Annotated in this window: 17 protein-coding genes; 9 read left to right on the forward strand and 8 right to left on the reverse strand. The window is 52.3% G+C overall.

Annotated elements, in window-relative coordinates; translation table 11 throughout:
• Positions 1 to 44 precede the first annotated feature (44 nt).
• The gene (locus tag RBT11_04780) at positions 45 to 410 is read left to right on the forward strand and encodes a transposase zinc-binding domain-containing protein (protein ID MDX9786061.1); all 366 of its coding nucleotides are present in this window, start codon (positions 45 to 47) and stop codon (positions 408 to 410) included.
• 350 nt (positions 411 to 760) lie between these two features.
• Here the strand turns inward: RBT11_04780 and RBT11_04785 are convergent, their stop codons facing one another.
• Complete coding sequence (locus RBT11_04785; GenBank protein MDX9786062.1) at positions 761 to 1,195, reverse strand: hypothetical protein; 435 nt, start codon at positions 1,193 to 1,195, stop codon at positions 761 to 763.
• Positions 1,196 to 1,535: 340 nt separating this feature from the next.
• A complete protein-coding gene (locus tag RBT11_04790; GenBank protein MDX9786063.1) occupies positions 1,536 to 2,093 on the reverse strand; it encodes an acyl-CoA reductase in 558 nt (185 codons plus the stop codon).
• Between the two features lie 250 nt (positions 2,094 to 2,343).
• Between RBT11_04790 and RBT11_04795 the strand changes: the two genes are divergently transcribed.
• The 7 genes from RBT11_04795 (at position 2,344) to RBT11_04825 (ending at position 16,010) form a co-directional block, all read left to right on the forward strand.
• Positions 2,344 to 2,793 (forward strand): hypothetical protein, encoded by a 450-nt coding sequence (locus tag RBT11_04795; GenBank protein ID MDX9786064.1) that lies wholly within the window; start codon positions 2,344 to 2,346, stop codon positions 2,791 to 2,793.
• A gap of 864 nt (positions 2,794 to 3,657) precedes the next feature.
• Positions 3,658 to 10,695, forward strand: a complete 7,038-nt coding sequence (locus RBT11_04800) for a beta-ketoacyl synthase N-terminal-like domain-containing protein (protein MDX9786065.1) — start codon at positions 3,658 to 3,660, stop codon at positions 10,693 to 10,695.
• Between the two features lie 62 nt (positions 10,696 to 10,757).
• Positions 10,758 to 11,813: a 3-oxoacyl-ACP synthase III gene (locus tag RBT11_04805; protein MDX9786066.1), complete on the forward strand. Its 1,056-nt coding sequence runs from the start codon at positions 10,758 to 10,760 to the stop codon at positions 11,811 to 11,813.
• The gene (locus RBT11_04810; GenBank protein ID MDX9786067.1) at positions 11,807 to 12,721 is read left to right on the forward strand and encodes an alpha/beta fold hydrolase; all 915 of its coding nucleotides are present in this window, start codon (positions 11,807 to 11,809) and stop codon (positions 12,719 to 12,721) included. Before RBT11_04805 ends, RBT11_04810 begins: the two co-directional genes overlap by 7 nt.
• Complete coding sequence (locus tag RBT11_04815; GenBank protein MDX9786068.1) at positions 12,718 to 13,287, forward strand: hypothetical protein; 570 nt, start codon at positions 12,718 to 12,720, stop codon at positions 13,285 to 13,287. Before RBT11_04810 ends, RBT11_04815 begins: the two co-directional genes overlap by 4 nt.
• 9 nt (positions 13,288 to 13,296) lie before the next feature.
• The gene (locus RBT11_04820; protein ID MDX9786069.1) at positions 13,297 to 14,979 is read left to right on the forward strand and encodes a fatty acid CoA ligase family protein; all 1,683 of its coding nucleotides are present in this window, start codon (positions 13,297 to 13,299) and stop codon (positions 14,977 to 14,979) included.
• 2 nt (positions 14,980 to 14,981) lie between these two features.
• Positions 14,982 to 16,010: an NAD-dependent epimerase/dehydratase family protein gene (locus RBT11_04825; GenBank protein MDX9786070.1), complete on the forward strand. Its 1,029-nt coding sequence runs from the start codon at positions 14,982 to 14,984 to the stop codon at positions 16,008 to 16,010.
• A 61-nt stretch (positions 16,011 to 16,071) separates the two neighbouring features.
• On the opposite strand, the gene RBT11_04830 is transcribed toward RBT11_04825, so the two are convergent.
• Positions 16,072 to 16,464: a response regulator gene (locus RBT11_04830; GenBank protein MDX9786071.1), complete on the reverse strand. Its 393-nt coding sequence runs from the start codon at positions 16,462 to 16,464 to the stop codon at positions 16,072 to 16,074.
• A gap of 245 nt (positions 16,465 to 16,709) precedes the next feature.
• Between RBT11_04830 and RBT11_04835 the strand changes: the two genes are divergently transcribed.
• Positions 16,710 to 17,366 (forward strand): response regulator transcription factor, encoded by a 657-nt coding sequence (locus tag RBT11_04835; protein MDX9786072.1) that lies wholly within the window; start codon positions 16,710 to 16,712, stop codon positions 17,364 to 17,366.
• Between the two features lie 13 nt (positions 17,367 to 17,379).
• Here RBT11_04835 and RBT11_04840 read toward each other — a convergent pair whose 3' ends face one another.
• From RBT11_04840 to RBT11_04860, 5 genes are all read right to left on the reverse strand, one after another.
• Entirely contained in the window at positions 17,380 to 18,108 is a 729-nt protein-coding gene (locus RBT11_04840) for a cytochrome c (GenBank protein ID MDX9786073.1), read from the reverse strand.
• Positions 18,109 to 18,181: 73 nt separating this feature from the next.
• Positions 18,182 to 19,177 (reverse strand): cytochrome d ubiquinol oxidase subunit II, encoded by a 996-nt coding sequence (gene cydB, locus RBT11_04845; GenBank protein ID MDX9786074.1) that lies wholly within the window; start codon positions 19,175 to 19,177, stop codon positions 18,182 to 18,184.
• A gap of 1 nt (position 19,178) precedes the next feature.
• Positions 19,179 to 20,567 carry a cytochrome ubiquinol oxidase subunit I gene (locus RBT11_04850; GenBank protein MDX9786075.1) on the reverse strand — a complete coding sequence of 463 codons (1,389 nt, stop codon included), beginning with the start codon at positions 20,565 to 20,567 and terminating at the stop codon, positions 19,179 to 19,181.
• A gap of 120 nt (positions 20,568 to 20,687) precedes the next feature.
• Positions 20,688 to 21,290, reverse strand: coding sequence for a J domain-containing protein (locus RBT11_04855; GenBank protein MDX9786076.1), 603 nt, complete (start codon positions 21,288 to 21,290; stop codon positions 20,688 to 20,690).
• Positions 21,291 to 21,358: 68 nt separating this feature from the next.
• Positions 21,359 to 22,915, reverse strand: coding sequence for a long-chain-fatty-acid--CoA ligase (locus tag RBT11_04860; GenBank protein ID MDX9786077.1), 1,557 nt, complete (start codon positions 22,913 to 22,915; stop codon positions 21,359 to 21,361).
• Positions 22,916 to 23,127 lie beyond the last annotated feature (212 nt).

Genomic DNA, 23,127 nt, shown 5'->3' on the forward strand with positions numbered 1-23,127 from the left:
GGATCCGCAAGAGTTAACTGTACGGAAGTGGTGATGAGTATTTATTGGCATTTTCTTGCAAGCGGCGGCATTTTTGTCCTTCCTGCCACCAGAACAGAGTGGTTGAATACGGCGAGTGGTTGTTGACGAATGCTTTGAAGGATGTTCCGCACCGGCAATGGGTTTTTAGCAAACCCAAAAGATTACGGATCTACTTTATATACGATCGCAGATTACTGGCAAAGTTAAGCAAATGCGGTTGGAACGTGATTCGTCCCTATTTAAAATCGGCCGTGCTTGATGACGATGCCGTTCCCGGGGCCAGTATAGCTGTGCACACTTACGGTAATTTTTTATATTTCAATCCCCATTTGCATGCCATCGTGTCAGACGGTTGCTTTCGTTCCGACAAAAAATTTTACCGCATCTGAATCTATGGGATACGCGGAATCATGATCCGCCGCCTGAAAGTCCATCCTATATCCCCGAATTAACCTATGACAATTCGGACTCCCAATGTGCTTATGACGACTGGAACTAAGTATTTTTCAAAATAGTTTAAAAGGATTAAGGAGCGGCTACACCCAAAAACAGCCCGGCCATAACCAACTCCTGTAATATCCAATCAACAGCACCCTAATTCCTCTTTAATTTCGCCGCTCTTTTTTATCGGGTATAATCGGCCTGAAACCCACACCAATATGTTGGGGTGTGTTCAGTCCGATTAGCTATTGCAATTGTCTATATTTTTCTTAACAAAAATCGAGTTCTTGTCTCTCGCTCATCCGAGACGATTTGGTTTTTGATCCGGATAGTGGCTGAGAATGTATAGGATCGGCGCCCTGTTTAAACCTAATTCTTTAGCGCTTAATTTTATAAACTGGCCACGGCTTACATGCGTTGCTTGTCCGTCCTCGTATTCGATCTGAACCTTCGTCTTGAATTTGCCTTCTCTAAATTTGGCGGTAATATTATCGATCGGGTCCAGGGTATACTCAAATCTCTTCATGTCTATAAACATGTTTTTTCTTTTATAATTTTGCTTTGTTTGCACTGTTCCTCTGCCGTTATTGTTTGCATCCGAGTGCCCGAAAGTAATTCGACCATATTTGTTTTGTGCCGAGTCTTCAAAATATAACGACCCCTCTCGTTTAATTAAGTCACCGGTATAGCCGACAACGTTTGTTAATTTGTAAAAGTCATCTTCATACGGCATGGTGAGCCCCCTTTCCTTTCTCCATATGGGATGTCATCCGTCCTACAGCCGTCCCCGGCTCAACAACGACAATGCCTATTTGAAATCGGTATTCCGGGCCTTTGAGCTTCTGCCGTAATATTTTGTTGGATGGCGGGGTTCAGATTGTGCCAGGCCGGCATTTCTTTTTTACCGAATGTGCCATGCTGTCGCGACGGTTGAATCCGGTTTCTTGCAGTACCCTATCCTTCATTCCCGTGTTATAAATCACCGTATAACTATTGCAATTTAACTGTCAACGCATATAGGTTGGACCCGCACGTCGTCAATTCTTTTTTATCGGGTTTTATCGGGCTGAAGCCTACCCGGTGGAGAGCGCGCCGCGAGGCATTTTTTGATTCATGTCGGCCAGGGCGTCCGCCATAACCTTTGAAAATTCAATGGCGGACACCTCGCCGCCGTCCTCGATATAATAGCAATGGGGAGCCAGGCACGCCTGCTGGTCGAACATGGCAACATCATAAGCAACCGCTGCTGCCAGATCCGTTACGGTGGCGCGGGTCATCCTTTTCTTGCCGATGACGCCCCGTCCCATTTTATGGCCGTGGACCAGCACCGGAATTCTGCGGGGCACCCGCTCCAGAAGCGCGTTGCAGGCTTTAAGCCCCCCAAAGAGAATCAGCGCGTCGGCCTGATGGAAGGCCTCGTTTTCAATGCCTTCATCGCCTCCCTGCCAATACAGGACCGCCATGGATTTTACCATTTCAGGGTCAATGTCTTCGAGGGCCCGTAGGCCCGGTGATGGCCGTTTAATTCTGTTGAATACTGAAATCAGTCCAGGAACAAGGGATCTATGATCTCCGAGCGAAGCGCTTTCCACATATCCCCGGCCTGCGAACTTTCCTGATGCGCGTTTCATCCAAGGCCGTTTTCAATTTACCGGTGCTTGTTTTAAAAGCCTCCCGTCACAAACGGTTGCCCTTCTTTTACCGGGTTCGGGTTGAAAGTGCAAACAGAACGCTTTTCGCCCGTAATTCGTGATTTGACAATGTCCAATGTTGTTTTACTGTCTAAACAGGTGCCATTTTAGGAGATTTAAGGTTTTTAAATGGCCTTTTGAACAAGGTTGGTTAAAACCGGCTATCAATCCAATAAAGTTGAGGTGCATCATGGAATCTTTAAAATATAAAAACAGAAAATTTATGATGTTTGCCATTCTATCAGCCTTCCTTTTTGTGTGGCTCATTACAGGCTCGGGCATGGCAGCAAACCAGTATATTAAATTGATCGGTACGCTTCTTCCGGCCGATCAGCAGCACGATTCCAATGTTTACGCGTTACAGTATGGTGATCAGAGTTGGTACCTGGGCATCACCGATGTTCGTACGAATACCTTTTCCCCCTACGCTTTAGGCAATGATTGGAGCGCACTCACACGATCTGCTATCGGACAATTTCGTCTGATTGGGGACAAGGATACGATCAAACCGCTGAATGTGATGAAAATGTGCGAACCGATAGCGATCACCGGCTTTATTGATTATAATACGGGACGATTAAGGGTTATCGATGTGGAGCCGACGAAAAGTCCTATTGAGTTGGCGTGGTGCACATATTAGGTGTGCATGTAAATTAGGCGTCCGGTGAACAGGTACCAGCATTTGGGTTTCAAACTGGTTCACCTCTTCGCCTGTTTAATTTTTTAAAGGAATGCACGAGGTCCGACAGGGCATTCGTTCCTGTCATGATGCATGAATTTTAGTGTCAACCCCTGCGAATTCCTGCCGGACCAAGCCACAAAAAAGTTAGAGACATAGGCAGCGGTCGTCGAAATTTTTTCGGGCAGCGCCACCCCTATTATCTCTATGAAGCGCTGAAGGAATACGTTGCGGTTAACCATTTGACGGGGGTTTAGCCATGGTCAGGGAAAACGAAGAAGATAAATCGAACCCTGGGCAGTTTGGAACTGCCATGGCGGATCCAAAGGGGAAAAATCCTTTTGGTGAATCGGGCGATTTTGCGATATGCTAGGATATAAAATCATTTTGAAGAATTGGATCAGCTTTGGGACGACCGGTATGCACCTCATTTTGGATTTTGGCGTTCCCATGTCATGGATGTCATTCACCGCTATTTGGATTGCGGAGACCTAATTCCTCTTTAATTGATCCGCTCTTTTTTATCGGGTTTTATCGGGCTGAAGCCTATCCCAACATGTTGGGGTAGGCTTCAGCCCGATTAGCTATTGCGATTGTCAATATTTTTTTTATAAAAAGCGAGTTCTTATCTCTTTATAAATCCTGCAATGCCATCAATCACTTTCCGTTCCCTTAAGTTGACCGACACCGACCTCAATAAACCAATTCGATCATATCCATTCCTTGCCTTATCGGTTTTCCTCGGTTATAAAAATCAACTTAAATTGTGGCGGGCATCTCAACTTCAACCTTTATTGATGTAGGATCAAACCGGCGTTACATTTCATGACTCAAAAACCACTCATCGCCATTGTCGGCATAGCCGGAGTCTTTCCGGGTGCCACCGATGTGGACCGATTCTGGCAAAATATTATTCAGAAAGTGGACACCGCGGAACCGGTACCTGCCGATCGTTGGGCTGTGAGGCCCGATACCGTTGTTAAGAATTTCCCCGAACCGGACAAGGCCTTTCATTCACGGGCATGCCTGATCAAAGACTTTCACCTGAATTCAGACGGCATCGAACTGGATTCCGATTCGATCAAGGCCCTTGATCCGATGCATCGGTTGGTGCTGCATACCGGCCGCGCCGCCCTGTCCGGTATCAAACCGCACAAGGACACCGGTCTTATCGCCAGGGAAAAAACCGGCGTTATTCTGGCCGCCATCGCATTGCCCACGGAATCAGCCTCCGGTTTTGCGCGATTCGTATTCGAACCGGCCATTTCCAACGCGCTCAACAAAAACGAACACACCCTTTCCGCTTCGGCATCTTCAGCCCCTGGAAGGATAATATCAAAGGCCATCGGCGCGAAGGTAACGAGTTTTCCGGCCGCCCTACTGGCGAAGGCTTTCGGGCTCGGCGGCGGCACCTTTACACTGGATGCCGCGTGCGCCTCTTCCCTGTATTCGATCAAGTTGGCCTGCGATGAGCTTCAATCCCATCGCGCCGAAATGATGTTGGCGGGCGGCGTTTCCAGGCCGGACAGCCTTTACACCCAAATCGGCTTCAGTCAGTTAAGGGCGTTATCCCCCAGCGGCCGGTGCGCGCCCTTTGATCAATCCGCAGACGGCCTTCTGGTGGGAGAAGGCTGCGGCATTCTCGTGCTCAAGCGATTGTCGGACGCTCAGCGCGACGGTGACAACATTTGGGGAGTCATTCGCGGATTCGGGCTTTCAAACGATATCGGCGGCAATCTTCTGGCACCGAATGCCGAGGGCCAACTTCGCGCTATGCGCGCGGCCTATGCGATGGCCGGGTGGTCCCCATCGGATGTGGATCTCATCGAATGCCACGGTGCGGGAACACCGATCGGGGATGCGGTTGAACTGGAAAGCCTGTCCCGCCTCCGGGAAACGATTCCCGGTTCCCGAAACCCGTGCGCCATCGGCTCCGTCAAATCCATGATCGGCCATTTATTGACTGCTGCGGGGGCCGCGGGATTGATCAAAGTCCTCCTTTCCATGCAGCACGGCATGTTACCGCCGACCCTGCATTATCAACATCCCGTTGAAAAAAGCCCGCTGGAAAACGGACCGTTTTATGTTCCGACAGAGGCGCAGCCATGGCCCCATCGGGCACCCGGAACACCCAGGCGCGCCGCCGTCAGCGCCTTTGGTTTCGGCGGCATCAACGCGCATCTGCTCGTTGAGGAATATTCTCCGGATGCATTCAGCGGCCGAACCGAAGCGCCCTCGGGTTCACCGAAGCGTAACGCGCCCATCGCCGTCGTGGGGATGGCGGCGAGCATCGGCCCCTTGCAACAGCTCAGAGAATTTCAAGAAGCGGTATTCAACGGCACCCCCGCCTTTGTTCAGCGACCCGGCCACCGATGGAAAGGCATGGACCGGTTTGTTTTCAGTGAATGGCGCGGCCTCGGCGAAAAAGGCGCTTTCGTGTCCGAAGTCCCCATCGACATCAGCCGGTTCCACATCCCGCCCAATGAGCTACCCGACATCATCCCCCAGCATCTTCTGATGCTGAACACCGCCGCGGAGGCGCTTTTGAATGCGGGCCTTTCGCTTCGCGCCGATCGGACGACTATGGGCGCCGTCATTGGCATGGGCTTTGACATGGAGGCCACCAATTTTCATTTGCGCTGGACCGCGCCGGTTACGGGCAGCGATGACCCCTCCCATCTTAAGGATGGGTGCGCCCCGCCGCTGACTTCCGCTCGCACGCTGGGTGCGCTGGGCAGCATGGTGGCCAGCCGGATCGCCAAGGAATTTCGCTTCGGCGCCCCCAGCTTTGTCGTTTCGTGCGAGGAGGCCTCGGGCATCAAGGCGCTTGAAGTTGCCATGCGGGCGCTTCAGTTGCGCGAGGCCGATGCCATGCTCGTCGGCGCCGTGGACATGACCGGGGACCTGCGTCATATCGTGCAGACATCAGCCTTTCGGGCGTTTTCCGAAAAAGGAAGGGTTCAATCCTTTGACCGGCAGGCGGATGGAATACTTCCCGGAGAAGGGGCCGTGGCGCTGGTCGTCAAACGACTGGACCAGGCAGTGGCGGAAGGCGATCGAATCTATGCCGTCATCGACGGCATCGGCGGTGCGACCGGCTCAACGGACTCTTTTTTGCCGCAACCGAATGCCTTTCACCGCTCCCTTGAAAGATGCCTGGCCGATGCGGGCCGTTCCGCAGATGATTCCCGGCCGCACTTGGATCTGGTTGAAATGCTGGGAACGGGCGACCCGGTTGAAGACCGATTTGAATTGAACGCCCTGCATTCCTTTTTAGAAGGCACAACGCCCGCATCCGGCCCATCGCTTTCCGCCATCGGTGCTGTATCGCCCGTTATCGGACACACCGGCGCTGTCGCGGGGCTCGCCTCCGTGGTGACATCCTGTTTATGCCTGTATCAGGAAATATTGCCGCCAACCGGTGAATTTGTTTGCCCGGCCCCTGAGGTTGCGGATAACGACCCGGTCTTTTTTCCCGCTTTTCCCCAATATTGGGCACGAAACCGCATGGAAGGTCCTCGTTCGGCGTGCACGTCAACCATGACAAAAGACGGCAATTTCGCGCATGTGTTGTTGTCCGGTCCGCCGGAAAGAGTGGAAAATAAAGCAGGGCAACTTGAGAAAAAACGCCCCTTAGGCTATCAACCGTTCGGTCTTTTTGCCCTGTACGGCGACAACGAAAATCAGTTGCAATCGGCACTTAACGATTTCAACACCCATTTTTTAAGCCGTGCATCCGCTGAAACCCCTCTTGAAGCCCTGGCAACCCAATGGCACCCGATCAGCGCGCCGCATTCGCGGAAAAAACTGGCGCTCGCGCTGATCGCCGATACGAAAGAAAATCTGACCCGATACGTTTCTCAGGCAATTGAAGCGGTACGTTCCAACACCAACAGCGTCATGACCCGATGGGGCGGTGTGGCATACACGACTTCGCCCATGGGCAACGCCGGTGAGGTTGCCTTTGTTTTTCCGGGGTCCGGAAACCACTCGATCGGATTGGGAAGGCAGATCGGCGCTCATTTTCCCGAGGTACTGCGTGCCATGGACGCGAATACGGACCAGCTGAAAAACCAGATGCTGCCGCACCTTTATGTGCCCCAGCGGTCGTGTTGGCGGAAAGGGTGGGAAACAGAAGCCGGCGACCGGCTGGCGGAAAACCCGCTCCACATGATATTCGGCCAGGTCATGCACGGCGGCGTGATGTCCGATTTGATCCGCCGCTTTGACATTCAGCCCGATGCCGTCATCGGCTACAGCCTGGGCGAAACCGCAGGTAACTTCGCCCTGGGGGTGTGGCAGGATCGTGGCGAAATGCTGAAAAGAATGCAGCACACCGATTTATTTTCCACGCAGTTGGGCGGCCCGTGCAAAGCAGGGCACGCCGCATGGAAAATTCCGGATTCAGAGCCCTTTGACTGGTATGTGGCGGCGGTGAATCAGCCGGCCGACGCCGTCAAAACCCTGCTGCCCCGATACCCGTTTGCAAGGCTTCTCATCGTGAACACGCCCGAGGAATGCGTCATCGGCGGACGCAAACCGGATGTGTTGGCTCTCATTCAGGCGCTGGCATGCGAGGCGGTGTTTATCGAGGGCGTGGTAACGGTGCACTGTGATGCCGTCACCCCGGTGGCGGAAGCCTATCGCGATCTTCATCTGTTTCCCGTAACGATGGTTCCGAATGTCCGGTTTTATAGCTGCGCTCAGGGGCGCCGCTATGCGCCCAACACGAAGCGCGCGGCCCAGTCCATTCTGGATCAGGCGCTGCATGGCTTTGATTTTACAAAAACGATTCAAGCCGCTTATGAAAACGGCGTTCGCGTCTTTCTCGAATTGGGGCCGCATCATTCCTGTTCGCGCATGATTCAGCGCATTCTCCGGGATAAGGCGCATGTGGCCGTATCGGCCTGCACACGCGGGGAAGATGAAATTCTGAGCGTTCTTAAGTGCCTCGCCACGCTGATCACCGAACACATTCCGCTGAACCTATCCAGTCTTTACGGTGAGCATGCATTTGCGCCGCAATCGAATTTTCTGCGCAGTGAAAACAAACGGCATGTTATCGTCCGTCCGGTCGGGGACGAGATACGCTTGCCGGCCGTTGGCCCGCGAAAGCAAGCAGCCTTAAACGAAATGCGAACCCTTCAGCGACCCGGAAATCTTTCACCGGAGGGGTCACCCGCGCAACCTGCGGATATCAAAAACATGGCGACAACCAATGGCAAGTCCGCCGAACCCGAACAGCCGGCCTTTTTTTATGATCTAGCAACAGCCATGGAACAACAGGCGGTTGCCACCGCGCGGGCGCATGAAACCTTCCTTGATCTTTCAAACGAGTTAACAACATCATTCGCGGAAACCTATGCCTACCAGATGAACTTGTTTGAAGCCCTGATTTCCGATACGCCCCGTTCGCAAAACGGCCGGTTGTCCGCAAACGAAATGGAGCCGCTTCAACCCAAACCGCTTCTTTTAGCGTTGCAATCCGATGGTCCGATCGCCTTTTCAAGAGAAATGTGCCTGGAGTTTGCCGTGGGGTCGGTTGAAAAGGTGCTCGGCCCCCTGTTCGCGCCGGTGGACACCTATCGTGCCAGAGTCCGGCTGCCGAACGAGCCGCTGATGCTGGTGGATCGCATTTTATCCGTTGAAGGGGAAAAGGGGGTTCTCGGCACCGGCAAAATCGTTACCGAGCATGATGTGTTGCCCGGCGCGTGGTATCTGGATGGCGGACGGGCGCCAGTTTGCATCTCGGTGGAAGCGGGCCAGGCCGATTTATTCCTGAGCGCCTATATGGGCATTGATCTTCATGTCAAAGGCGAGCGAACCTACCGGCTGTTGGATGCCGTCGTTGAATTTTTCAGAGAGTTGCCGAAGCCTGGTGAAACCATTCGATATGACATCACCATCGAACGCTTTGCCGGTCATGGAGACACCTACCTGTTCTTTTTTCATTTCGACGGGGTTATCGGGGACGAGCTGTTGATCCGTATGCGAAACGGCTGCGCCGGCTTTTTTACGGCCGAAGAGGTCAAAAACTCGGGCGGCATCATTTTTACGGAACCTGAAACGCAGCCGCGGGCGGGCATCCTTCCGCCGGATTGGGCCTATCCGGTCCCGATGGCCGTGGAAAGCTATGATGAGGCCGCCGTGAATGCCCTCAGAAACGGAAATCCGGCCGCCTGCTTCGGCGCTGCGTTTGCGGGAAAAACGCTTCCCACATCCCTGCGTCTGCCCAGTGGTCGCATGACGCTCATCGACCGTATCCTTCACATGGACCCGGCCGGCGGCCGGTACGGGTTGGGATTGATTCGAGCCGAGGCGGACATCACACCGGATAAATGGTTTCTGACCTGTCATTTTGTGGATGACAGGGTGATGCCCGGCACCTTGATGTATGAATGCTGCGCGCATACCCTTCGCGTATTTCTTCAGCGCATGGGATGGATTTCCGATAAGGAAACGGCCCACTATGCCCCGGTCATCGGCATTCAAAGCCGCCTGAAATGCCGGGGACCGGTGACGCCCGAAACTCAAAAAGTGATTTACGAAATCGAAATCAAGGAACTGGGCTATGGACCCGAGCCGTATGCAATTGGTGATGCCCTGATGTACGCGGACGGGCAGCGGATTGTCTGGTTTCAGGACATGACCCTGAAATTAAGCGGCGTCTCCCGCGAAGAGATCGACGCCTTCTGGGCGCCTGAATCCAACCCGGTTCAACCAATATTTGACGATGCCGACGTGGCGGCGTTTTCAGCGGGCAACCCTTCTGATGCCTTTGGAGAACCTTACCGCCCGTTTGATTCCAAGCGCTTTATCGCCCGCTTGCCCAGAATGCCTTTTTCGTTTATCAGCCGTATCACGAAAGCCGAGCCGCCGCCCTGGGAATTAACCCCCGGCGGTTGGATCACTGCCGAGTATGATGTGCCGAAAACAGCCTGGTATTTTACGGCAAACCGCACGCCGACCCTGCCGATTTCCATTTTACTTGAAATCGCGCTCCAACCGTGCGGGTGGCTGGCTGCTTACGCCGGCTCCGCGTTAAAAAGCGATAAGGATCTACGCTTTCGAAATCTGGATGGACGGGCCGAACTGCTAAGCGATGTCTCCCCTGCCGGCCATACCCTCACCACGCGATCCCGGCTCACCAAGGTCGCCATTGCCGGGGACATGATCATCGAGCATTTTGATTTTGAGGTTTCCCATGAAGGGATTGTCTTTTATCGCGGGCAAACGAATTTCGGATTTTTCACCCCCGCCGCCCTGGCGCAACAGGTCGGGCTCGGGGAAATACCGGCTTTGGACGGCAGCGCGTTTTCCGGAAATTTTCAAAAAAAAGCGCTGCCGGTGTTGCCCCCGCTGCGGCCGGATGATAGGGTAACAACCGCTTTTCCCGATAAGCATTCAATGGAAATGCCGGCCAAAGCCCTGTTGATGATCGACCGGGTGCTTCGATATGACCCGACGGGCGGCGCTAGCGGTCTCGGTTATCTGCAGGCTCAAAAAAGTGTGGACCCGAGCGAATGGTTTTTTGATGCCCATTTTTATCAGGATCCGGTGTGTCCGGGCTCCCTTGGCATCGAGTCGTTTATTCAATTGCTTCGCTTTGCCGCGCTTGAAAAATGGCCCCATTTGAAACATTCGCATCGGGTGGCGTTGCAGGCGCCATCCACCCAGGAATGGACTTATCGCGGTCAGGTCACACCCCGCAATAACATCGTTACCGTTGAGGCAGTTATTACGGACATAACGGAAGGGCCCCGGCCTTCCATCACGGCAAGGGGCTATTTGAAAGTGGATGGGTTACCCATTTATAAAATGGATCATTTCGGGATTGAACTATTGCCGGTCAATGCATTCTGATCCGCAACAAGCAACCCCCCTTAAAGCCCGGCGCGGCCTGTACCCGGCGGGCGGTAAAACGTATGAAATATTCGCGCGTACACATCGCTTCTTTTGGTTATGAACTGGCGCCTCATGTCATCACTTCGGATGATATTGAAAAAAGGCTGCTGCCGGTATATGAAACCCTTCATTTGAAGGAGGGGCAGCTTGCGGCCATCACGGGCATTTTTGAGCGTCGCTGGTGGGATCCCGGCTATGCCATGAGCCGGGGAGCGATTCACGCCGGCAGGCAGGCCATGGATACGGCTTTTGCCCAAACAAATCTTGATGCCTCAGACATCGGCATGCTGGTCTATGGCGGCGTGTGCCGGGATCACCTTGAGCCGGCCACCGCGTGCGCCGTGGCGCACGGTCTTGGACTTGGCCCGAACACCCTCCTTTACGATGTCTCAAATGCCTGTCTCGGCGTGTTAAACGCCATGGTGCAGATCGCCAATGCCATTGAACTGGGCCAGATAAAAGCCGGATTGGTGGTATCCTGCGAATCCGCGCGCCGGATCGTTGACTCGACCATTGACCGGCTTTTGGCAAATAAGGATATGGATTCGCTTAAAAAATGTATCGCCACGCTTACCGGCGGCTCCGGTGCGGTAGCCGTGCTGCTGAGCGATGCCGCACTGGCCCCGCTGGGCCATAAGTTACTCGGCGGCATGGCAAAAAGCGCTGCTGAACACCACCGGCTTTGCACATGGGGACCGGATACGGGCATTCCGGCCAGCATGCCACTCATTATGGAAACGGACTCCGTCGGGGTATTAAAAAACGGGGTGACCCTCGGCATTCAGACCTTTCAAGCCTTTATGAAAGAGATGGCTTGGTCCATTCAGGACAAACCGGACAAGATCATCTGTCACCAGGTCGGCGCCGCACATCAACATACGATTTTGGATGCCATCGGCATCCCGAGAGAAAAAGATTTTACAACCTACGAATTTCTCGGCAATATCGGAACCGTTTCCTTACCCATCACCGCCGCGATTGCGCATGAGCGAGAATTCCTGCTGCCGGGGGATCAGGTGGGATTCCTGGGAATCGGCAGCGGCCTCAATTGTCTGATGCTGGGGATTCAATGGTGATGTCTTATCAGCGGCTGTTTCCGTTTTCGCCCCATTATATGAATAATGGCGGATTTCAATATCATTATGTGGATGAGGGCGCCGGCGAGCCGGTGGTGATGGTGCATGGCAATCCCACCTGGTCCTTTTATTACCGTCGATTGATTCAGGCGCTCTCCTCGACGCATCGCGCCATTGCGCCGGATCATATCGGTTGCGGCCTTTCCGACAAACCACCCGCCAGCGCTTACTCTTATACATTGGGCCAACGGGTGACGGATTTTGAGCGCTTCATGGATCATCTGGCCTTCGATCAAAAAATCACGCTGGTCCTTCATGACTGGGGCGGCATGATCGGCATGGCCTGGGCGGTTCGCCATATCGATCGAATCGCCCGCATTGTCCTGTTGAACACAGCCGCCTTTTTGCCGCCCAAGGGCAAGCGGTTGCCGGTTAGGCTTCGGCTGATTCGGAATCTGAAGTGGGTTTCGACTCCCGCCGTGCTCGGCCTGAATCTCTTTGCCGCAGGCGCGCTGTTCATGGCACCCAAAAAACCACTTCCGGCGGATGTCAGGGCCGGACTGATTGCCCCTTACAACTCCTGGAAAAACCGTATCGCAACATTGCAGTTCGTATTGGAAATTCCTGTCAAGCCGAGTGATGCAAGTTACGATATTGTTGAATCGGTTGACCGGCGTCTGACCGGGTTATCGCATCTTCCGTTTTTAATCTGCTGGGGCGCGCATGATTTTGTTTTTGATATCGATTATCTAAACGAGTGGCAACGAAGATTTCCCGATGTGCGAACGCACCTCTTTCAAACCGCCGGTCATTACGTTCTTGAGGATGAGCCGGAGAAAATTATCGGGTTGGTAAAACCATTTCTTTTGCAAAGCGGCCGTCCGGAACACGGTGAGGGGGAAAAATGAGATTCGGCCATCATGAACACGGAAATGCCGTTGTTCTCGTTATTGGTTTTCTGCTGTTGCTGATCGGATTGGGCGGCGGCGGGTTTTTTGTTTATCAAACAAAATTGCAAAAGCAACAGGGACCGACCAAAGCGGCTCTTCCCCATGTCAATCTGACACAGGATGTGATCCGGTTTTCGTTTAACACCCTGCCGGCACTCTATAATAACATGCTGGAAATAGAGCGGGAAATCGCTCTGATTCATACGGAGCTGGCGAGACTGGAGACCCTTTCTTCCGAATATCCCCAGCAAAAAAGCATCGTTCATGCCGAAAAAGTCCTCTGGGAAAAAACACTGAAAGACCTGTTTTCAGTTCTGCAACAGATTGAAAAAACCATTGAACCCATCTACGTTGCCTATTCAGTCAACCGGGAAAAGGGCGAAGAGTTGATGGCCGCTAACACACCGGACCTTTTGAGCGCCGCCGAAGAAGTGATTGCGGCCGCCAAAACCGAAACCGCTCGAATTCAAATCGAGGCGCCAAAAACTTTCATGCAAAAACTAAAAGCCAAATTAAAAAAATAGCCGAGCCTTATGATGATCGAACTCGTGGAAAAAAGCAGGAACGAAGGCGAAATCAATATCGCCTCATACTTGACACAAATGGCCCAAAAGCACCCGGACAAGCGTGCGGTTGTCTTTCCCTTCTGCAGGGACCGCTGCGGTCGGGTAGCTTATTCTCACCTGACCTTTCAACAGCTTGACCGAGAATCCGACACGGTGGCCTTTGGTCTGGAAGAAATGGGGATTCAGCGCGGCGTTCGAACCGTGCTGATGGTCAAACCCGGCATTGAATTCTTTGTGTTGACCTTCGCGCTGTTCAAGGTTGGGGCCATTCCCGTTGTCGTGGATCCCGGAATGGGCATCGCACGATTGCTGCGCTGCCTGGGAGAAACCGAGCCCGAAGCCTTCATCGGCATTTCCCTGGCCCATGTGATACGCGTGCTGTTTCCAAAATATTTTAAGAATGTAGACAGGGTTGCCACAGTCGGCCGTAAATGGTTCTGGGGCGGGGAAACCTATAAAAGTCTTTCTTCACGACCCTGGCAACCTTATATGCCAGCCGGCATTCATGCGGATGACACCGCCGCGATCCTTTTTACAACCGGCAGCACCGGGCCCGCCAAAGGCGCCGTTTACACGCATCGCAACTTCGCCGCACAGATCGAAAGCATTCGCGCTTGTTTTACGATCGGTGAAGATGAAATTGATCTGCCGACCTTTCCCCTTTTTGCCTTGTTCGATCCCGCGCTGGGCATGACCGCCATCATTCCTGACATGGATCCCACTCGCCCCGCAAAGGTTAATCCGGATCGAATTTTGGAGGCCATTGAAAACCATGGGGTGACCAGCATTTTCGCCTCCCCTGCCCTGCTGAACCGGGTCGGGCGGCATTGCGAAGAGCATCAGCTTCAATTGCCGTCACTCAGGCGCGTCGTATCCGCCGGCGCACCGGTCTCCTCGGATAATATCGCCCGTTTCGCCGCTTTGCTGAAAGACTCGGCAGAGATTTACACGCCTTACGGCGCTACTGAAGCGATGCCGGTTGCCGTCATCGGATCCTATGAAATTCTGATGGATACCGCAATGCTGAGTGAAAAAGGATTCGGTATCTGCGTCGGCCTTCCGGCCCATGGAATTCAACTGAAAATCATTCGAATCCTGGATCTTCCCATTGAGACCTGGACGGACGAGCTCGAAGTGCCGGACGGCGACATTGGTGAAATCGTGGTGCAGGGCGACGTGGTTACCCGCGCGTATTTTCAAAACCCCCAGGCGGATGCCGATGGCAAAATTCGCGACGCGGACGGCTTTTGGCACCGAATGGGCGATCTTGGCTGGAAAGACAAAGCCGGTCGAATCTGGTTTTGCGGCCGGAAAAGCCATCGGGTGGAAACCCAAGAAGGCCCGCTGTATACCATTCCCTGCGAGACTGTTTTTAATCGGCATCCCAGTGTGTTCAGAAGCGCGCTGGTGGGCGTGGGGCTGGTCGGCGATCAAACACCGGTGATCTGCATTGAACTGATGCATAAGCCGTCTCGACGTGAATTAACCGCTATAAAAGAGGAACTGCTTCAAGCGAGTAAAGCCCATGTATTAACCAGACAAATCGAGACCATCCTTTTTCATAAAGGCTTTCCGGTCGATATTCGTCACAACGCCAAAATATTCCGGGAAAAATTAGCGGAATGGGCCGCGCGGAAGGTCAAGGCCTAAAAATGACGCAAGCCCTGGTAACCGGAGGCGGTGGATTTCTGGGCAAAGCTATTGTCAAGCAACTGATTGCCCGTGGGGACACGGTCACCAGTTTTTCAAGAAATCACTACCCTGAGTTGGATTCGCTCGGTATTCAACAGATCATCGGAGACCTTCGGAATCCGGCAGCGGTCCTAACCGCCAGCAAGGGAATGGACGTGGTGTTTCACGTTGCCGCCAAAGCCGGCGTATGGGGAAATGCCGGAGAATACCATGACATCAATTTCCACGGCACCCTTCATGTGATAGACGCCTGCCGAAAAGCGGGGGTACGGCGTCTGATTTACACCAGCTCCCCCAGTGTCGTTTTTAACGGTCAAGACATGGCAGGCGTGAACGAATCCGTGCCTTACGCATCCCGTTTCCATGCCCCCTACCCTGCCAGCAAAGCCCTGGCCGAGCAGGCTGTGAGGAAAGCATCGAATCAGTCCCTGCGGACCATTTCACTCCGCCCGCATCTGATCTGGGGGCCTGAAGACACCCATCTGGTTCCCCGCATTTTATCCCGCGCAAAACAGTTGCGAATCGTCGGCAACGGGCAAAACCGCGTGGACACAACCTACATCGATAACGCCGCCAATGCGCATGTGCTCGCGGCCGATCGGCTGGCAACCCATCTGGCGCTTTCGGGAAGCGTTTTTTTTATCAGCCAGGGGGAGCCTGTGTTGCTCTGGGATATGATCAATGCGATTCTGGCCGCGGGCGGGCATTCGCCCATTACATCCCGCATTTCCTACAGGACGGCATGGGCCGCCGGCGCGCTCATGGAAGGCATGTACCGGCTGTTCCGGCTTAAAGGAGAGCCGCCGATGACCCGCTTTGTGGCCAATGAGTTGGCGACAAGCCACTGGTTTGACATTGGCGCAGCACAATCCGCGATAGGATACACCCCCCACATCTCAACGCAAGAAGGCTTGCAGCGCCTTTCGCAATGGCTTAACCCTAATCCGGCAAAGCCGGATGCTGGAATGCTGGGATGCTGGGATGCATAAAAGCCATCTTTCACCTTCGGCGAATATACACGCAAAAGCGTGCATGTTTCTGGAAAAGGGCCTAAGCCGTAAAGGATGGATAAGGCTTTCGGGCGACGATCGATTCTACAAGGCAAAGAATCTCTTCGGAAGACGTGTTGGATTTTGAAACAAAAAAGTTCGCCCCGTTCCGATCCGCCGCCTGCCGGTATTCCGGCGCATCGTGGCTGGTCAGAATGACAATGGTAACGTCCTTATTGTTCAAACGGATTTTACGCGTTAATTCAAGACCGTTTTCACCGGGAAGCCGAATATCCATCAATATGAGGTTGGGATAAAAGCTGAAATATTTTTCCAGAACAGCCTGGCCATCGGACACGCTTTCGACTTTCATCAGGCTAAATTTTTCACTTAGTAAGGAGATTAAGGTGTTTCGAAAACTTGGATTATCTTCGACCACCAATGTTTTATACATACGGATAGATCCCCATTCACTTTATCCAATAAGCGCGTAACACATTGCAAAAAACGTATCGCGCTAAAGATTCTTTTAACCTTTACCAACGTTCTAACCTATGTTAAATAGGGTCTTCTATGTATTTTAATCATCGGGATCGCGTATTTTCGCGCTATCGGGCATCGAACATCATGGGCGTTTTCCTCCTCCGATGGCCTGAATCCCGTTTTTGCTCGGTTTTTTTCAGGCCGAAAAAGAAAAAGATGAAAATAAAACATCGCCTACTAATTGCGGAAGACCACACGATTTTACGCGAAGGCCTAAAATCCCTCCTTTCAACCAACCACGATACGGAAGTGGTGGGCGAAGCCGAAGATGGCCGCAAAGCCGTTCGGCTTGCCAATGAATTATCACCGGATCTCATCCTGATGGACCTTTCAATGCCGCGAATGAACGGTTTTGAAGCCATCCGAGAAATAAAGAAACAAAATGCCGACATCAAGATCATCGCGCTGACCGTCCACAATACGGAAGAGTATATTTTGATGACGCTTCAGGCAGGCGCTGACGGTTATGTATTAAAAGATGCCACGCACGATGAACTTCTCATGGCCATCAGTCATGTGTTAAAGGGAAAACGATATTTAAGCCCGAGCATATCGGAAAAGGTGATCGTCGGCTACCTGGAAGGGAAAAAGAGCCTTAAGACAAAATCCTCATGGGAAAATCTCACGCAAAGAGAACGCGAAGTTCTCAAACTGATTGCGGAAGGGTATAAAAACAAAGAGGTCGCCGACTATCTTTGCATCAGCTTGAAAACCGTCGAAAAGCATCGCGCCAACCTAATGAAAAAGCTGGATCTGCACAACACCTCATCGCTAACCCTGTTCGCCATGGAAAAAGGGTTGGTCAGCGCCTGAATTCAATCCTTCGTTACAACGTTTCCAGATACGCCAATAAGGCGGCAATCTGATCATCGTCGAGTTGATCAAAGGACGGCATGTCCTTAAACGGCCGCCGCAATTGTTTTTCAACCGTTTCCTTTGAAACCGGCAACGCACTGACAGACATTTTTTCTTGTGAAAACAAATCCTTTAGCCCGGGACCCACTTTAGACTCGGCTTTATTCGCATAATGGCAAAATGCGCACCGCTGCGTAAACAACTCAGCACCCTGGCGTAACAAGGCGCTATGAACACCGGCTGCTTCTGATTTGAAGGCGTTGGTTAACTTGTTCTTTCCGAAAACCAGCTCACCTCCGAAATATCCGATACCGATAACAACCAACATACATGATAAATACAAGGGAAAATGGATTGCGACATCTGCATGGCGTTTTCTTCCGAGAAACATTTGAAGCATTAACAAAAAGACGAGTAAACTGGTCAACATTATTTTCATTTTTATCTCAAACAGCCATGCGCCCCCGTAAAAATGCTGCCAATCGGCATACCCGAGCAAAACCGCCGGAAACACCATCAAAAAAGCCAGTGTCCGGCAATGTCTGGCTGAAACCGCCAAGGTTTTCCGGTCAAATAGAAATGAGAAAAAAGCGAAAATGACGCCACCGGCGATCAATCCCACCGGCAAGTGCGCGACAATGGGATGCAGCGGATGAGAGAATCCGTATTGGGCAAGCGCCTGATAGATGGTTTCCAACATATTCCTCATGATAGCTATGAGCTATGAGCTATTAGCTATGAGCTATGAGCTATTAGCTATGAGCTGTTAGCTATTAATGATAGCCTTCCGTCTCCGTTATTTTGCCGCGAAAAACCCAATAACTGTAGACGGTGTAGCCAAGGACAAAGGGCAGCACCAGCACCACGCCCCAGAGGGTGAAAATGAGTGTCTCGGGTTGCGCTGCTGCGTCAAAAACGGTGATATTCGGAGGTACCGCATAGGGATATAACGCGGTCTCCAAACCGAAATACGCCGATAAAAAAAGCAGTATAGCATAAAAAAAAGGAAGGGTTTCCCGGCGATTCTTCAAGCTTCGCATTAAGAAAAAAAAGGCGGTCACTCCGAGCAGGGGAAACAGCCAGACAAAATATATTCTGGGGGGACTGAACCATCCGGCCGTCATATCCGGGCTGTGTAACGGCGTCCAGATGCTGACCAGAACCATAAACCCGGCAACCGCCAGGCTCGCGGTGGCAGCCTGCCGAAATGCCCGCTGCTGTACGGCACCGGAGGTCTTCAGCACCAGATAAGTGGCGCCTAAGAGCATGTACCCCGCCACAAGCGCCAGCCCCACCATGACTGAAAACGGATTCAGCCAGTCAAAAGCGCCGCCCGAAAAAACACCTCCCGTGGTTTGAATGCCGGAAATATAGGCGCCCAGTGTGACGCCCTGCGCCAAAACCGCCACCAAAGACCCGATAAAAAAGGCCCGATCCCAAATTCGCTTTTTTCCGGAATTGGCACGAAATTCGAAAGCAACCCCTCGAAATATCAACCCGAAAATAAATGTAAGCAAGGGGACATACAGTGCGCTGAAAAGCACGGCATAGGTTGTAGGGAAAGTCGCGAACAAAGCGCCGCCGCCAAAAACGATCCAGGTTTGATTGGCATCCCAAACCGGCGCAATGCTGTTCATCAGCACATCGCGTTCCGCGTCATTTTCCGCACTTGGAAAAAGAAGGCCGACCCCCAGACTAAACCCATCCAAAATCACATACAGTATGATGACCAGTCCGACCAAAAATACCCATACATGAACCAGATCCATTTCAGCGTGCCTCCCCTCTTCCCATTTGAATTTCCATGGGCTGCATGCCCGCCGGTATCTGCAACGACGGTATCGGACTGTCCATATCCGGTCCCCGGTGAAGTATTTTTAGAATATAGTAAAAATAACTGACACCCACCAGGCCGAAGAACAGCACAAAAACGGACAGGGACCAAGCCACATTTCCGGCGGCAATGGGAGAGACGCTGTCGGCAGTTCGCATAACCCCGTACACAACCCAGGGTTGCCGGCCCATCTCGGAGGTCACCCAACCCAAAATAGTTGCCAGAAACCCCAGGGGCTGAATGGCAACGAGTGCCCATAGGAACCATCGCGTGTCAAAAAGCCGCTTTCTCCACCACAACAACGCCGCCCAGAGTATCACGCCGGCAAACAGAAAACCGATGGCGACCATGATGCGAAATGACCAAAAAAGAACGGCGGCGTTGGGCCTGTCCGTTTTGGGAAATTCTTTCAACCCCTGAATTTGTCCTTCAAGCGAGTGTGTAATCAGCAAGCTCAGCCCATTGGGAATGGTCAGCGCATACCGGTTTTTTTCCGCCGCCATATCGGGCAGAGCAAAGGCGACAAACGCGGCGCCGCCGGTCGTGTTGGTTTCCCAATGCGCCTCCATGGCCGCCAGTTTGGCGGGCTGATATTGCGCAACGTTTTGGCCTCTTAGATCGCCGATAAGAACCTGAAGCGGTGCAAAAAGAGCCGCCATGATCAAAGCCAGGCCCATGGACTTTCGATAAAACGGAATATGTGTTTTTTTAAGTAAAAAAAAGGCGCTGATGCCGGCCACCGCAAAGGCCGCGGTTTCATAGGAAGCCATGAGCATATGGCTCAGATGAGTTGGCAAGGCTGGATTGAAAATCACCTCCCAAAAGCGGGTTACTTTGAATACCCCTTGTTCGAACGTGTAGCCTGTCGGGGTTTGCATCCATGCGTTGGCGGCCATGATCCAGAAAGCGGAAAAAGACGCGCCGAGCGCAACCAGGCAAGTAGACATAAAATGCACGATCGGCGATACCCGCTTCCAGCCAAACAGCATGACCCCGAGAAATCCCGCCTCCAGAAAAAAGGCGGTCATGCCTTCATAGGCAAACAAAGGCCCCAACACGTTTCCAACGGCCTGAGAAAATCTGGCGAAATTGGTGCCGAATTCGAATTCCAGCGTAATGCCGCTGACCACCCCGACTGCGAAATGAACCGCAAACACTTTCACCCAGAAGCGATACATGCGGAAATAGATCTCTTTTTTCGTTCGCAGCCACAGAAATTCGACGATTACCAGATACACGGCAAGTCCGATCGTCAGGGTCGGAAACAGAATATGAAACGCCGTGGTCAAGCCGAATTGAAGCCTGGAGAGGAATAATACGTCCATCGGAATAATCCCTAAGTCAAAAACGGTTCTTACCGAAAAAAACAGGGCTAAAAGGAGCGCTCAGTTAAATAAATAGTAACGAAATCAATCCATATATGTCAACACCGGTCACGATGCGCGCTATTTTACTTTGCCGACACGTTTTATGTTATTAACAGGCGCGATGCGGCCGCTCCTTTTTTTGCCAGGCGAGATGGGGGTCACCACCTGAGCCGAAGGACCTCGCACGGAGGTGCGCAACGAGGGGTTGCGGCGCTCAGGCTTATTTTCCCGCATTTCACTGGGAGCGCTCCCGCGGGCGCGCATGGCGTTGCTGAATATTTTTTCAAACGCATCTTGCGTTCCGTTTGCGTCCGGCCGTCCCGGTTTTTGCGCACGATTCTTCATCTTGCGTGCGGTCATGTCTTGGGGCGATGATTTAGTAATCGTATCAAAACAACCCGCCAATATGCTTCCCATCACTTGAAAAAAAGATTTTTTTTTCGTTATGACCGGCTCCGGTCTTTCATCCGGCGCTTCTGTTTCAAATATTATTTTTTTGGCTTGCTGATAGGCGGCATTGATCATTTTAAGTTTTTCCTGAGCCGCGTCCCTCAGCTCCGGGTTATCCAGATATCGATCCGGATGCCAGCGCCTGACCAGAAGCCTATACGCGCGCCGTACTTCCTCAAGCGTCGCATCAGGCGGCACATTCAACACGCTGAAACAATCCGACTGGGTCATCAGGAAACGCTCCCGCGACAAACAACATAGGCGGTCCACAGCTCGTCCGGGGTCACGGAAGTCAACCGCTACCCGATCAGTCTATCCGAACCCTTCCAAAAATGCGCTTTAACCTCTCTTCTGAGTATTTTCCCCACGGTCGTTTTCGGCAGGTCTTCCCAAATAAAGACCTCCTTGGGGCACTTATACCCTGCCAGTTTTTGCTTACAGTGGCGAATCAATTCATCGGCAGAGAGTGAAGACGCATCTTTAAGCGTCAAGACGGCCACGACCTTCTCCCCCCAATTTTCATCCGGCGCCGAAACAACGGCACATTGGAAAACCGCCGGATTCTCGTAGATGATGTTTTCAACTTCCTTGGGATAAACATTCTCGCCGCCGGTGACAATCATATCGGCTTTGCGATCCTTCAAATAGATATAGCCGTCCTCGTCTCGAGTGCCCATGTCACCCGTGTGGTACCATCCATTCCGCCAGCTTTTGCGCGTCTGATCAGGATTTTTCCAATACCCTGTCATCATATTTTTCCCGCGGAATACGATCTCCCCGATTTGGCCCGGGTGCACTTCCCGATCATTTTCATCGAACACGTTCATATCGGTCATGATCAACTCTCTGCCGACACTATTTAACCGTTCGGTGATTCTCGGGTCACCTTCCAGGGCGTGATCCTTTGCCTCAAGAACGGCTGCGACCCCCGCCGATTCGGTCATGCCGTAAATCTGGTAAAAAATAGGCCCGAATTTATGAATCAGCCGCCTCAGCACCTCCGAAGCGATCGGGCTGCCGCCATAGACCAGCAACCTGAGGCTTGTCAGATCATAGCTGTCAATTTCCGGCAGATTCAGTAACCATTGATAGAGGGTCGGAACCATGTTCGTCCAGGTGCATCTTTCTTTCTGAATCAGGTGACAGATACCGGGCAATTCCGGTCTTCGAACGATGACCAGTTTACCGCCGACCATCAGCGTGCAGAGCGCAGACCAGAAGGCGATATGAAAAAGGGGTAGAATAAAGCAGTGCGCATCCCGCTTGGAAAGGGTAAAGGCAATGATCGACATATAGGATTGTGTCATGATGTTCCGGTGCGTGAGCATCACCCCCTTAGGGGCTCCGGTTGTTCCACCGGTATACATCAGGATGGCCAGATCATCCTCGCTGACGTCCGATTCCGGGTCTTTATCGGATGCCGAAGCAAGGATGCTTTCATAGAAGAGAAACGGTGCTATTTGATTATCCAACGCTATCCAGTGCCGAATATTTTCAAGCTCTTTTTTAAATGCCGCTGCATTGCTTTCATACCCATCCCCGACAACAAACAGGGTTGCCTCACTATCCGTTGCGATATGGACGAGCTCATTTTCAGAAAGACGAAAATTCAGCGGGGTGACCACCATGCCGAGTTTGCCCGCGGCAAAGTACACCTCCAAGTATTTATGGCTGTTTTCGGATAAAATGGCCAATCTGTCACCTTTTTGATATCCCAAGTCAAGGAGGGCATTGGCCAGACGGTTGACCCTGTCCTCCAATTGGCGGTAGGTTACCCTGTTATTCTCAAATATGATCGCCTCGTCATCGAAAAAAAATTTCCTGCCTTTCCTGGTTATATCTCCAAGCCTATACATGTTGTCTCCTATCTTGACTTCTAATGCTATCCTCGGCCAAAACCGGGAACTTACAACCCCTATTCATTTTTTGGACTATCCCTTGAAGCTCCCGCGCAAACGGTCCCCATGATGCGTTCGGGGTTCTGTCAATCGCCGGCTGAATAGCTGTAACCATTCACTCTTGTTTACCAGAATCAAACGCTTTCGACTTGACTCACTCGGACGTTGCT

The organism is Desulfobacterales bacterium (genome assembly GCA_034003325.1).
In the GTDB taxonomy this organism is placed as follows: domain Bacteria; phylum Desulfobacterota; class Desulfobacteria; order Desulfobacterales; family JAFDDL01; genus JAVEYW01.